The sequence below is a fragment of the Yersinia bercovieri ATCC 43970 genome (genome assembly GCF_013282745.1).
GTDB classification, from domain to species: Bacteria; Pseudomonadota; Gammaproteobacteria; order Enterobacterales; family Enterobacteriaceae; genus Yersinia; species Yersinia bercovieri.
In genome coordinates, this window is sequence record NZ_CP054044.1 from 2,834,240 (window position 1) to 2,848,461 (window position 14,222).

Genomic DNA, 14,222 nt, shown 5'->3' on the forward strand with positions numbered 1-14,222 from the left:
TAATTATGTTACAGCAAAATAGAAATGCAGGCGAATTAAAACTTACCGCCACCGAGCTGGCCTGCGCCAGAGAGATATTAGAGTCTCATAAGGAGAGTAAAGATCCTGGCCCGATGTATAACTATTTGGCCAGCAAAGGCGATCGCTATGCCGTATTGGCTAATGGTGTCGTCAGGGGGGACTCCTTCGCAGGTGCCATGGCTATTTACTATATGGAGCGCACTGCTGCCGAGCATAATAAGCCAATAACAGAAGTTCGTCTTAAGAATATTCGCTATGATATGGCGGGCGGATATCTTAATGCTTTGCAAAATAGACTCGATATTAGTACTGGCACTATTTATGGTGATATTAATCATAAAGAGGCAGGGCAATTTCATGAAATAGTATTTAAAAGACATGGACTCCCGCCAGAAACCTGGACATTAGAACCGGTTTTTAATGCTATCCAAGAGACAAGCCGGCCAACTTATTGGCAGCATGTGCTTAATGCAGCAGGGAAACCGGCTAAAGAATTAAAACTCTCTTTTGAAACCTACAATATGATGGCCCAATCTTCCATGTTTTCCCCCGAGGCTATCCGGAAAACTTCCCGCCGATGGTTTTCAATTATTGACTCCCCCTCTGGCTACTGGGCTTTAGGCAAAACCGCTACCAATCAACTCTTTAGCGCTGACGATGAGACCTCGATTGTTATACCGCAGTGTAATATTGAAATTGAGATTAACCCCACGCCACAAGCCACCCGGCGTATTGCCGATGAAGATCAGCTACAGCGAGATGTGACTAACGGTTATCTGGTGAATAACCCGACCCACAGTTTCTCCTTTACCGATAGCACGCTGGATAAAACCGATTTTGCCTCGGTGCAGATGGGCAGCATGGCCTCGGGTGGTGTTCGTCCCGGCGAAATTCAGTTAGATCCCAATGTGCAGCCCAGCCGTTATTTATCTGATTACTATCTTGAACAGCCGGCATATATGTTGCCGGAGACCGGCCTGTTTGATGCTGCGACACTCAATGGCTTATCCGCGCAAACCACCTTTAATACCTATGTTGATCCGCTATTACTGGATCTCTCCGGTCGCGGCGTGAAGATGAGCGGCCTGAGGGAGGGGGTCTTATTTGATATTGATAATAGCGGCAGTTTAAAACGCACCGGTTGGGTCGGGCCGGAGAGCGGTATGCTGGTTATCGATAATGGCAGTGGGAAGATTGATAATATCAGCCAGATCTATTCGGAATATTATGGCGGTACAGCGGGAATAGATGGCTTGCCGGGGCAGAAACTTTTTGAGCATGGTTTTGCCGCACTGGCTGAAGATGATAGTGATGGCAATGGCGTTATAGACTCTGCTGATCCCATTTGGGCGAAATTACGTGTTTGGCAGGATATCTCCCACAATGGTCAGGTTGATGAGGGCGAACTGAAAACGCTGGATGAGTGGGGGATCTCGCGCATTGATGTCGCTGCAACTCTGGTTGGCCGTGATGATGGTAAGGGGAACCAGATTGTCGCTCGCGGGCTGTTCACCATCAATGATAAGCAGCAAGAGGTTTTGGCGGTGAATTTTGTCGGGTCATCGGTTAGCAACCGGGTGACACCACTTGATGATGGCGCACTGTTAACCTCAAGCAGCGATGAGGTCACCACCACCGCCTACGTCAGTTTCAATCATGAGGGTGAAACACTCAATGCCGCACAGCTACAGGCCAAGAATGTCTATGGTGCGCGGGGGGATGATGACCTGATAGCCAGCCCTGAGGGCAGTTGGTTAGTCGGGCGCGGCGGTCGCAATACCTATACAGGGAATTCTGGTAATGATGTGTTTGTTATCAGCGCCAGTGATGATACCCGCTATATCCAGGGGAAAGGTGGGACAGATACCGTGCTGATCACCGGTGATCAAGGGGTGGGGCTGAATATGGCCCGCAGTGGTATCACTATTGCTCAGGGCGGGGATGGTGATGACATCATTATCAGTGGCGGCAATAATAGCGTGTTTATTCAGGGCGGTAACGGCAATAGTACGCTGGTCGGCGGGGGCGGTAATGATGTGCTGAGTGGCGGCCGTGGGAAAAATAAAATTATCGGCGGTAGCGGTAAAGCGGTTATCTATGCCGGGCCGCAGGGCGACACAATTTATGCATCCGAGCAGGGCAGTATTATCCATGCCGGGGGCGGCGCTGATCGCATTTATGGCAATAAGAGCAATGATGTGATTGTGGCCGGTCAGGGGGATGCGCTGATTGATGGCGGTGAGGGAATTAATGTGCTGGCATTGCACGGCAGCTATGCGGATTACACCATTACCCGCACGGAGAGCGGCTATCAGCTAAAGGATAAGGTGGCGGGCCGTGATGGCACACTGACACTGAAGCGTATTCAAAAACTGAATTTTGCCGATATTGCGGCGGTAGAGTTGGATGCGTGGACGATTATTCCGGTTAACGATGTTTTAATTTACGGCAATGGCAACCCCATCAGCCGCTTGCAGAGTACGAATATTCCGGCGCAGGCGCTGCTGCGTAATGATTTTTGCTTTGATCCTGAGGCGGAATTGCTCATCGCTAAGGTGAGTGACGCCGTGGGCGGCACGGTGCAGCTGAAGGATGATGGTAACGTGCTATTCACCCCGGATAGCCGATTTACCGGGGTGATGAGTTTTAAATATGAAGTGAAAAGTGCGACTGGGGACCCGGCACTTTCCGTGCTTGATCTCTCCAGCGGAGAGTCGGCGACCATGCGGGCAACGGTGCTCTTGCGCAGCGCGGATATTCCCAGCGATCCCCAGTTTATCAAGCAGAGTTATCTCAACGAGATCAATGTGATCCCCATCTGGCAGGAGTATACCGGCAAAGGGGTGCGCATTGGTCAGTTTGAACCCGGCGGTCAGTTTGCCACCGGCCCGATGATTTTTGATATTAACCACCCCGATTTAGCCGCCAATGTTGATCCCAGCTGGCTGGCAACACAGAAGAGAAGCGGCGTACTGCCCGAGGAGGTCTCCAATCATGCCACTATGGTGGCAGGCGTGATGGTGGCGGCAAAAAATCATCTGGGCGGGGTGGGCGTTGCCCATGAAGCGACACTGGGCGGTCACTATCTGAGCAATGATGGGGCGGATTTAACCACGCTAGGTAAGATGTCCAGCTATGATGTCGTGAACCACAGCTGGGGCTTCAAACATGGCTTTGCCATCAGCAATGTTTCCAGCGGCATGATTAATCTGGCTAATACACTCAATCTGACACTGCACTATGCCGCAGCCAATGGTCGTGGGGGATTGGGCACCATTATTGTCACCAGTGGTGGTAATCAACGGGCGCAGGGCGGCAGCACCCAAGGGTCGCTAATGAGCAACTCCCGCTTTGCTATTCAGGTGGCGGCCATGAATAGCAAAGCGGATCTTTCAACTCTCCAGACCCACCGCGCGCCCTTCTCCAACCCCGGTTCCAGTTTGCTGGTTTCAGCGCCGGGCAGCCATATCCTCTCCAGTAGCCAACAGATCACCGCACAGCGCGGTGCGGTGTTTGGTGCGCAGTACAGCACGGAACAAGGCACCAGTTTTGCCGCGCCAATTGTCTCCGCTATCGCCGCGCTGATGTTGCAGGCCAATCCGAATCTCGGTTATCGCGATGTGCAGGCGATCCTCGCACTATCGGCACGGCGGGTTAAAGACCCGACCAGTGAATGGCGCACTAATGGTGCAACCCGCTGGAATGGCGGCGGGATGCAGGTGAGTCATGATTATGGTTTTGGTGCGGTAGATGCGCGGGCGGCAGTGCGTCTGGCGGAGAGTTGGACTCACCAAAGGAGTGATGCGAATCAGCAGGTTTTGCAAGCAAAGCATCAGTTTTCCACAGGAGAATCACTGCTGGCGGGGATGACCAGGGCGGCATCCGTTATTCTTAAGGGCGAGATTGAGGTGGAGCAGGTTGAAGTTGATTTTAGTGCCAATGTGGGGCGTCTGGGGGATCTGACGGTGACACTGATCTCGCCGAATGGCACCCAAAGTATCCTGCTTGATGGCGCAGAGAAAAAAATGGCCGACAGTGGTGATGATGTCGATACGGGTAGCGAGATTGCGGGTGATTTTAACCATACCTTTATGTCGACCCTGCAACGGGGTGAACACTCAGGTGGTCAATGGCGACTGGTGGTTAAAAATGCCAAAAACGGGCAACCGGTTGAGCTAAAAAATTGGTCAATACGGCTATTTGGCAACTCGATTAGCCGTGATGATACCTACGTTTATACTGATGAATTTGCTGCGCTGGTTGCGCAGGAGCCGACGCGGGCATTTCTGCATGACAGTGACGATGGGGTTGTGGGAGGGCGCAATACGCTGAATATGTCGGCGGTAGCGGCTGATGTGAAGGTCAATTTGCTCACTGGTGAAGCGACTCTTGGCGATGCCCAACTGACACTGCGCTCGCCAGCGAGGATCCATAATCTGATAAGTGGTGATGGTAACGATATTTTAATCGCGGGGCGGCAGCATAGTGTGCTGGATGGTGGACGTGGGTTAAATGTACTGACGGGCGGCGCAGGGAAAGAGATTTTTGTAGTGCGCAAACGCGCTAGCGGCGGTGACTGGATTGTGAACTTTGATGCCGATAGAGGAGAGGTGATTCATTTGATTGGTTTTGCCGATAAGAGATTCAGGGCATTGCGGCTTAAGCAAGATGGGCAGGACGTGAGGGTGCAACTAAATGATAATCAACATATTATTGTCAAGGACAGAGAGGTGGCGACACTGAAAGCGCACCATTTTCACTTTGCGGATACCTTTACCCCTCCCGCTGGCTACTTTGATAGCAGCATAAGGATAGATAATCCACAGTCACAGCCAACTCTGCTGGATAAACCCGCCGCTGCCAAGCAAACGGAGATCATACTCAATGGGGGAGGCGGTGGTGTCAGCTTATCTTTCGTTGATAATAAAATGGTCGCCTCATTGGTGGGTAAGGTCTATCAGCGGGAAAACGCCAAACCCAGCATCTTTGTCGTGACGCCGCAACAGGGGGAGTGGCGGTATGGTAATGCGGTGCAGGGCTTCCGCCACGGTATTGATAAAATTGATTTAAGCGCCATGGGTATTCGTAATTTCAGTGAATTAACTCTGATAAAGCGGAGTTCGATGGTTATTAATGGGTTGGCTCTGATTCAGGGTGTGGATATCACATCCGCCGCTTTAGACTTTGAGGGTAAGAGTCTCGAGTTGGCCTATCTGGATGGGCTGGATGTTGAGCAGCTCGATGCGCAGGATTTTATTTTTGCTGATACGGCAGTGATGTTGTCTGATAGCCCATTTGTTCATGACGACATGAGCCAACTGATTAATATTACAGCGGATTTTGATCGCAAGGTTCGTGACTACGAAGGTGTTTTTTCACCGCCACAAACAGTGCAACGCCTTGCCCCTACATTGACAGCAAGCCCCTTTTAATCGGGATCTATTTGGCATAACTATTTCTGCTGCTTAACGATAAGAATTTTAATACCCACTCAGTTGAATGGGTATTTAGATGGTTTTAATTTTGAGCCACCATGACACTACTTCAGCTGCGCGTTTCTGACCTCTGCACCTGCTTCCCAAATCCGATATTTCACCTCTACCCCTTGTGGCACATAAACCACAATCGGCAGGCGGCTGTTATAGCGCCGCATGGCAGCGTCACCGAGATTGGCGGCGATAAATTGTGGGTGACGGCTATTGTCTGGGCAGGCCATCATGGTGGAGGCGGGTGGTGAAATTTTATCCATCACTAGATAGTCAAAGCCCCAGCCAGACAGGGTTCTGGTCTCCAGATTGCCGCCTAGCATATGGCGGTTGCAGTCAACCTCTAGGGTCTTACCGATCAGCAGTTCCACTTTGAAACGTGATTCATCTTTTTGCGGATCAAGGAAAATCACCTGACGGGTCATGCCTTTTTCAGCCGCAGGATAAGGCGCGATTTTTTCTAATGGCTGCTGTTGATTAAGCGGTGACTCAGTAGCTGCAAGAGCGCTGGCCGATGCTGCCATTAACAGGCTGCTGAGTGCGATTGGCACTATTTTCATCTTTATTCCCTATGATTATGATAGTGGAAGTAAAATATCATCTATTTGGCAAGGTGATTATAGGTGGATTCATATAGGCTTGGCTTTATCAATTCTGATCAAAGCTCTATTTCAATATCACCTAGCGGTTGGCAGCAGCAGGGCAGGATTTCGTTGGGTTGAATAAACGCCAGGGGCTGCTGTGAATAGCAAACTTCACCCTTGAGTAAGCGCAGGCGGCAAGAGCCACAATAGCCCGAGCGGCATTGATACTCAATCTCTACCTGATGGTGTTCGAGTGTTTCCAGCAAATTGCGGCTATTGGCCGGGCGGTTAAGTTGAGCACCGGTGGTGCTCAACGTCACAATAGACTTCATCAATTACAGCTCAAAATCACTCAGGTCGTCAGCACTGATTTCGGAATCAATCTGACCGACCAGATAGGAGCTGACTTCAACTTCCTGCGGGGCCACTTGCACGTTATCGGAGACGAGCCAGGAGTTGATCCAGGGGATTGGGTTGCTGCGGGTATTAAACGGCACACCCAGACCTACAGCCTGCATACGGATATTGGTAATATATTCAACGTATTGGCATAAAATCTCTTTGTTCAAGCCAATCATAGAGCCGTCACGGAACAGGTACTCTGCCCACTCTTTCTCCTGTTGCGCGGCCAGAACAAATAGGTCGTAGCACTGTGACTGACACTCTTCAGCAATTTCAGCCATCTCCGGATCATCTTCACCGGAGCGCATTAAATTAAGAATATGTTGGGTGCCGGTCAGATGCAGCGCCTCATCACGGGCGATCATTTTGATGATTTTGGCGTTGCCCTCCATCAGTTCGCGTTCAGCAAATGCAAATGAGCAGGCGAAGCTGACATAGAAGCGGATCGCCTCCAGCGCATTGACGCTCATCAGACAGAGATAGAGCTGTTTTTTCAGTTCACGCAGGTTGACGACGACGGTTTTACCGTTGACCTGATGGCTACCCTCTCCCAGCAGATGGTAGTAGCTGGTCATTTCAATCAAATCGTCATAATACGCTGAGATATCTTTTGCCCGCTTAAGGATCTCTTCGTTGGTCACGATATCATCGAAAACAATCGCTGGGTCATTAACGATATTGCGGATGATATGTGTGTAAGAGCGGGAGTGAATGGTTTCAGAAAACGACCAAGTTTCGACCCAGGTTTCTAGCTCAGGAATAGAGATCAGCGGCAACAAGGCGACGTTAGGGCTACGGCCCTGAATGGAGTCCAGCAAGGTTTGGTACTTCAGATTGCTGATAAAAATGTGTTTTTCGTGATCGGGCAATGCATTGTAATCAATACGATCCCGTGAGACGTCGATCTCTTCTGGCCGCCAGAAGAAAGAGAGCTGTTTCTCAATCAGTTTTTCGAAAATAGCGTGTTTTTGCTGATCGAAACGCGCCACGTTGACGCATTGACCAAAGAACATTGGTTCGAGTAACTGATTGTTTTTATTTTGTGAAAAAGTGGTATAGGCCATGATTTCCTCAGGGGACAAGCAACGGGCAAATAAAGCTAAGCCCTTTGATGACCACATTTGCAGTCATCAAGGGCCTGAATACTCAATCAGATCTTACATGCACCGCCTTCGCAGTCATCATCACCCGGCTGGCTTTGAATATCTTCCTGCACATCATCAGCACCGTCACGGGTGTTTTGATAGTAAAGGGTCTTCACACCAAGTTTATAGGTGGTCAGCAAATCTTTCAGCAACTGCTTCATTGGCACTTTGCCTGACGGGAAACGGGTCGGATCGTAATTGGTATTCGCCGATATCGCCTGATCGACAAATTTCTGCATCAAACCAACCAGTTGCAGGTAACCGTCGTTATTTGGCATATCCCACAGCAGTTCGTAAGCATCTTTCAGGCGCTCATATTCAGGCACAACCTGACGCAGGATACCATCTTTAGAGGCTTTGATACTGACGTAACCGCGCGGTGGTTCAATACCATTGGTGGCATTGGAGATTTGCGATGATGTCTCAGAAGGCATCAGCGCAGAGAGCGTGGAGTTACGCAGGCCGTGGGTCTGAATCTCTTTACGTAGCGTCTCCCAATCATAATGCAATGGTTCGCTGCTGATAGCATCCAAATCTTTCTTATAGGTGTCGATCGGCAAAATACCCTGTGAATAGGTGGTTTCGTTAAACCACGGGCAGGCACCTTGCTCACGGGCTAGCGCGTTTGAGGCTTTCAATAAGTAGTATTGAATCGCTTCAAAAGTGCGGTGAGTCAGATTGTTAGCACTGCCATCAGAGTAACGCACACCATTTTTTGCCAGATAATAAGCAAAGTTAATCACGCCAATACCCAAGGTACGACGGCCCATTGCGCCACGCTGTGCCGCAGCAATCGGATAATCTTGATAATCAAGTAAAGCATCCAGCGCACGTACCGCCAGTACTGCCAGATCTTCTAAATCATCAAGGCTATCAATGGCACCCAGATTGAACGCCGACAAGGTACAGAGCGCGATTTCGCCATTTTCGTCATTGATGTCATTCAACGGCTTGGTTGGCAACGCAATTTCCAGACATAAATTTGACTGACGTACCGGTGCCACTGTTGGGTCAAATGGGCTATGGGTGTTGCAGTGATCCACGTTCTGGATATAGATACGGCCAGTAGAAGCACGTTCTTGCATCATCAGAGAGAATAGCTCAACTGCTTTTACCCGCTGTTTGCGGATGCTGCTATCTTGCTCATATTTGACATAAAGGCGCTCAAATTCATCCTGATCGGCGAAGAACGCATCATACAATTCCGGCACATCTGACGGGCTGAACAGGGTGATATCTTCACCTTTCAGCAGACGTTGATACATCAGTTTGTTGATCTGTACGCCGTAATCCATATGACGTACGCGGTTGCCTTCAACGCCACGGTTGTTTTTCAGCACCAGCAGGCTTTCAACTTCTAAATGCCACATTGGGTAGAATAAGGTTGCCGCACCGCCTCGTACGCCGCCCTGTGAGCAGGATTTTACCGCGGTCTGGAAGTGTTTGTAGAACGGAATACAGCCGGTGTGGAAGGCTTCGCCGCCACGAATTGGGCTACCCAGCGCACGGATGCGGCCCGCGTTGATACCAATACCGGCCCGTTGTGACACATATTTCACAATGGCGCTGGAGGTGGCATTGATTGAGTCCAGACTGTCACCACACTCGATCAACACACAAGAGCTGAACTGGCGTGTAGGGGTACGAACACCAGACATAATCGGCGTTGGCAGTGAGATTTTAAAGGTCGAAATGGCATCATAGAAACGTTTGATGTAATCCATCCGGGTTTCGCGCGGGTAGTTAGAGAACAGGCAAGCGGAAACCAGTATGTACAGGAATTGGGCACTTTCATAGATCTCGCCGCTCACGCGGTTCTGCACCAGATATTTGCCTTCCAGCTGCTTAACCGCCGCGTAGGAGAAGTTCATATCGCGCCAATGGTCGATGAAAGTGTCCATCTGTTCAAACTCTTCTGCGGTGTAATCTTCCAGCAGATGTTTGTCGTATTTACCCATCTCCACCATTTTCGTCACATGGGCGAAGAGTTTTGGTGGTTCAAATTGACCGTAGGCTTTTTTTCGCAGATGGAAAATTGCCAGGCGAGCGGCTAAATATTGATAATCCGGCGCATCACGGGAGATAAGGTCAGCGGCGGCTTTGATGATGGTTTCATGGATATCGGCAGTTTTAATGCCATCATAAAACTGAATGTGTGAACGCAATTCTACTTGAGAAACCGAGACGTTATGTAAACCTTCAGCGGCCCAGTCGATGACCCGGTGGATTTTATCCAGATTGATGCGTTCTTTGCTGCCATCGCGTTTAGTAACAAGTAGGCTTTGGTTCATGTGATCTTTTACCTTCCGTGTGTTCATCCCCTGTAAGCCAAGCAAACGCCACGCTGCATTTTCAGGCAGCGAGTAGTGTCATTGCTCAGGATGTAAACACAATATATAGGGGTTGGGTGTTGGTTAGATAACAAGATAGTGAGTATTACGTCTTTTAGCAAGTGAACAAGATCGGACAATTGTGTGGATAACTTGGGGGTGAATTGTTACAAATGGCCCTCAGGCGGCGTCGTTACTGGGGCTTACCTACGGTCAATCTAGGGGATAAGATTTTACTGAAAATCTTAAAAATTTGATCGTTTGCCGGTTTATTAAACATTAGAAAAATCCCCTTCATCTTTCACGCCGTAGCGGTGTTGGCTGCCCTAACTCACCCCAGTCACTTAGTGGATTAAGCTCCTGGGGATTAATCAGCCTCTAAGCAGCTCACCCTGCGGGCTAGCATAAATGCTGTTCAAATCGGTTCTCACCGATTTGTTGTTATGTTGCCGCCTTGCTACAGCACGAAATCTATCGAGTATTATTTGATTTTTATACTTCACGGGTGAGAGCTGTTATCTTCCCGTTGAGTATGCACCATATAATTTACATCAACGTTGCGACCCAGCTTGAAATGGTCTGTTATCGGATTGTAATGCAGCCCGATAATGTGGCGTTCCTGCAGTGGGGTTTGATCGACCCAGCCGATAAGTTCTGATGGGCGAATAAATTTTTTCGAATCATGAGTGCCTTTCGGCACCATTTTCAGCACATATTCCGCGCCGACCACCGCCATCAACCAGGATTTGGTATTGCGATTAATGGTTGAGAAGAAAACATGCCCGCCGGGTTTGACCAATTGTGCACAGGCGCGGATAACGGAGGCCGGGTCAGGAACATGTTCGAGCATCTCCATGCAGGTCACCACGTCGTAATGTTGTGGCAACTTTTGCGCATGGCTTTCAACCGTTTCCTGCACATAATCCAGTTTGACACCGCTCTCCAGCGCATGCAGTCGCGCCACTTGTAGCGGCTCATAGCCCATATCCAGCCCGGTGACCTGTGCACCTTCATGTGCCATGCTCTCTGCCAGAATGCCGCCGCCGCAACCGACGTCCAGCACGTTTTTATCGAAAATGCCGCCTGAGCGCTGCAAAATATAATCGAGACGCAGGGGATTAATGCGGTGGAGAGGCTTAAACTCACCTTCCAAATCCCACCAGCGGGAGGCAACTGCTTCAAATTTAGCGATTTCTTGCTCGTCGACATTGTGTTGGGGGGCGATGCTATCTACACGCATGAAGAGTTCTCACTGTTCTGTTTCTTTGCGCGGATTATACATGTTCCCCATCAATTGGCGCAGTTTTGTCTCTAAGAGTTAAGCGCAATGTAGTTTCGCCAAAATTGGGGTTTTGTGATATAGTTTCGTACCTTTAAATCCGGTAATTAGTAGAGGGATAGCGGCTCAATGAGCGACCTTGCCAGAGAAATAACACCGGTCAACATCGAGGAAGAGCTGAAAAGCTCCTATCTGGATTATGCGATGTCCGTTATTGTCGGACGTGCTTTACCAGATGTCCGGGATGGACTGAAGCCGGTTCACCGTCGCGTACTGTTCGCGATGAATGTACTGGGCAATGACTGGAATAAACCATACAAAAAATCGGCCCGTGTAGTTGGGGACGTTATCGGTAAATATCACCCGCATGGTGACAGCGCGGTCTACGACACTATAGTGCGTATGGCCCAGCCGTTCTCACTGCGCTATATGCTGGTGGATGGGCAGGGTAACTTCGGTTCCGTTGATGGCGACTCCGCTGCGGCGATGCGTTATACCGAAATCCGCATGTCTAAAATTGCTCACGAATTGTTAGCGGATTTAGAAAAAGATACCGTCGACTACGTGCCGAACTACGATGGCACTGAGCAGATCCCTGCGGTCATGCCAACACGCATCCCTAACCTGTTGGTTAATGGTTCGTCAGGTATTGCCGTTGGGATGGCAACCAATATTCCGCCACATAACCTTTCTGAGGTTATTGATGGCTGTTTGGCCTATATCGAAGATGAAAACATCAGCATCGAAGGGCTGATGGAGTATATTCCGGGGCCAGACTTCCCAACAGCCGCCATTATCAATGGTCGCCGTGGTATTGAAGAAGCTTATCGTACTGGCCGTGGCAAGGTGTATATCCGTGCCCGTGGTGAAGTGGAAGCGGACGCTAAAACAGGCCGTGAAACCATTATTATTCACGAGATCCCCTATCAGGTGAATAAGGCGCGGTTGATTGAAAAAATCGCCGAGCTGGTGAAAGAGAAACGGGTAGAAGGCATCAGTGCGCTGCGTGATGAGTCTGATAAAGACGGCATGCGTATCGTGATTGAGATCAAACGTGATGCAGTCGGCGAGGTGGTGCTCAATAACCTCTACTCGCTGACGCAATTGCAGGTGACTTTCGGTATCAATATGGTGGCTCTGTCTCAAGGGCAACCTAAATTACTGAACCTGAAAGACATTTTGGTTGCCTTTGTGCGCCACCGCCGTGAAGTGGTGACGCGTCGAACCATCTTTGAGCTGCGTAAAGCACGTGACCGCGCACATATCCTTGAAGCGCTGGCCATTGCCTTGGCTAACATCGATCCGATTATCGAATTGATTCGCCGTGCGGCGACCCCTGCGGAGGCGAAAGCCGGCTTGATTGCCAGTCCGTGGGAGTTAGGTAACGTTTCCGCTATGCTGGAACGTGCCGGTGGTGATGCCGCCCGCCCTGAATGGCTGGAAGCAGAGTTCGGTATCCGTGACGGCAAGTATTACCTCACCGAGCAGCAAGCTCAGGCTATTTTGGATCTGCGTTTGCAGAAACTGACCGGTCTGGAGCATGAAAAACTGCTGGATGAGTATAAAGAGCTGCTGACCGCCATCGCGGAGCTGATCTTTATTCTGGAAAACCCAGAGCGCTTGATGGAAGTGATCCGCGAAGAGTTAGTGGCGATTAAAGAGCAATATAGTGATGCTCGTCGTACTGAAATCACGGCCAACACCTCTGATATCAACATCGAAGATCTGATTAATCAGGAAGATGTGGTTGTGACACTGTCCCATCAGGGCTACGTCAAATACCAACCGCTGACGGATTACGAAGCTCAGCGCCGTGGTGGTAAAGGTAAGTCAGCTGCGCGCATCAAAGAAGAGGACTTCATTGATCGCTTGTTGGTTGCCAATACCCACGACACTATTTTGTGCTTCTCCAGCCGTGGCCGTCTCTACTGGATGAAAGTCTATCAGTTGCCAGAAGCCAGCCGTGGAGCCCGTGGTCGCCCAATCGTCAACTTATTGCCGCTTGAGCCGAATGAGCGTATTACCGCCATTCTGCCGGTGCGGGAGTATGAAGAGGGCCGTCATGTCTTTATGGCAACCGCTAGCGGTACGGTGAAGAAAACAGCATTGACCGAGTTCAGCCGCCCACGCAGTGCCGGTATTATTGCCGTCAATCTGAATGAAGGTGATGAGCTGATCGGTGTGGATCTGACTGATGGCAGCAATGAAGTTATGCTGTTCTCCGCATTGGGTAAAGTGGTTCGCTTCCCAGAAACGCAGGTCCGCTCGATGGGTCGTACCGCCACCGGTGTCCGTGGTATCAACCTCAATGGCGATGATCGGGTTATCTCTCTGATTATTCCGCGTGGTGATGGCGAAATCCTGACTGTGACTGAAAATGGTTACGGTAAACGTACCGCAGTGGAAGAGTATCCAACCAAGTCCCGCGCGACTCAGGGGGTTATCTCCATTAAAGTCAGTGAGCGTAATGGTAAGGTCGTCGGTGCTGTTCAGGTTGCACCAACTGATCAAATCATGATGATTACTGATGCCGGTACTTTGGTGCGTACCCGAGTTTCAGAGGTGAGCGTTGTGGGTCGTAACACCCAGGGCGTGACACTGATCCGCACAGCTGAAGATGAGCATGTGGTCGGTCTGCAACGTGTCGCAGAGCCGGAAGAGGATGATGACATCCTTGATGGCGAGTCATTGGACGGTGAAGAGGGGGGCGATGAAAACGCCGCACTGAATGCACCGGAAGATGATGCTGAAGACGACGCAGCAGATGATGAAGCGGAAGACGATGATGTAGCAGACGAGAACCTATAATGCGCTGATAGGGCATACGGAGCAGTTAATTGCTCCGATGAGCTTATCAGCCGCAGGGCGACTCGATGAAAACAAAAGCCAGCCGCGTGCTGGCTTTTTTATGTGTTATGGGTAGTGTATTCTGTAAATCATGCAGCCTCTGTGGCGATGCTTTCACCAGGTATCAG

Annotated in this window: 7 protein-coding genes; 2 read left to right on the top strand and 5 right to left on the bottom strand. The window is 50.0% G+C overall.

Annotation, left to right across the window (positions count from 1 at the left end; all coding sequences use genetic code 11):
• Positions 1 to 5: 5 nt before the first annotated feature.
• Complete coding sequence (locus HRK25_RS12805; RefSeq protein ID WP_005278009.1) at positions 6 to 5,453, top strand: S8 family serine peptidase; 5,448 nt, start codon at positions 6 to 8, stop codon at positions 5,451 to 5,453.
• Between the two features lie 107 nt (positions 5,454 to 5,560).
• Here HRK25_RS12805 and eco read toward each other — a convergent pair whose 3' ends face one another.
• From eco to ubiG, 5 genes are all read right to left on the bottom strand, one after another.
• Complete coding sequence (eco, locus tag HRK25_RS12810; RefSeq protein WP_005278006.1) at positions 5,561 to 6,067, bottom strand: serine protease inhibitor ecotin; 507 nt, start codon at positions 6,065 to 6,067, stop codon at positions 5,561 to 5,563.
• Between the two features lie 98 nt (positions 6,068 to 6,165).
• Entirely contained in the window at positions 6,166 to 6,423 is a 258-nt protein-coding gene (gene yfaE / locus HRK25_RS12815; protein ID WP_005278004.1) for a class I ribonucleotide reductase maintenance protein YfaE, read from the bottom strand.
• 3 nt (positions 6,424 to 6,426) lie between these two features.
• Positions 6,427 to 7,557 carry a class Ia ribonucleoside-diphosphate reductase subunit beta gene (gene nrdB / locus HRK25_RS12820; protein WP_005278000.1) on the bottom strand — a complete coding sequence of 377 codons (1,131 nt, stop codon included), beginning with the start codon at positions 7,555 to 7,557 and terminating at the stop codon, positions 6,427 to 6,429.
• Positions 7,558 to 7,643: 86 nt separating this feature from the next.
• A complete protein-coding gene (nrdA, locus tag HRK25_RS12825; RefSeq protein ID WP_005277995.1) occupies positions 7,644 to 9,929 on the bottom strand; it encodes a class 1a ribonucleoside-diphosphate reductase subunit alpha in 2,286 nt (761 codons plus the stop codon).
• Between the two features lie 538 nt (positions 9,930 to 10,467).
• On the bottom strand, positions 10,468 to 11,208 hold the full coding sequence (ubiG, locus tag HRK25_RS12830; protein WP_005277991.1) for a bifunctional 2-polyprenyl-6-hydroxyphenol methylase/3-demethylubiquinol 3-O-methyltransferase UbiG: 741 nt from the start codon (positions 11,206 to 11,208) through the stop codon (positions 10,468 to 10,470).
• Positions 11,209 to 11,376: 168 nt separating this feature from the next.
• Here ubiG and gyrA point away from each other — a divergent pair, with 168 nt between their 5' ends.
• Positions 11,377 to 14,055, top strand: coding sequence for a DNA topoisomerase (ATP-hydrolyzing) subunit A (gene gyrA / locus HRK25_RS12835; RefSeq protein ID WP_005277987.1), 2,679 nt, complete (start codon positions 11,377 to 11,379; stop codon positions 14,053 to 14,055).
• Positions 14,056 to 14,222: the final 167 nt, after the last annotated feature.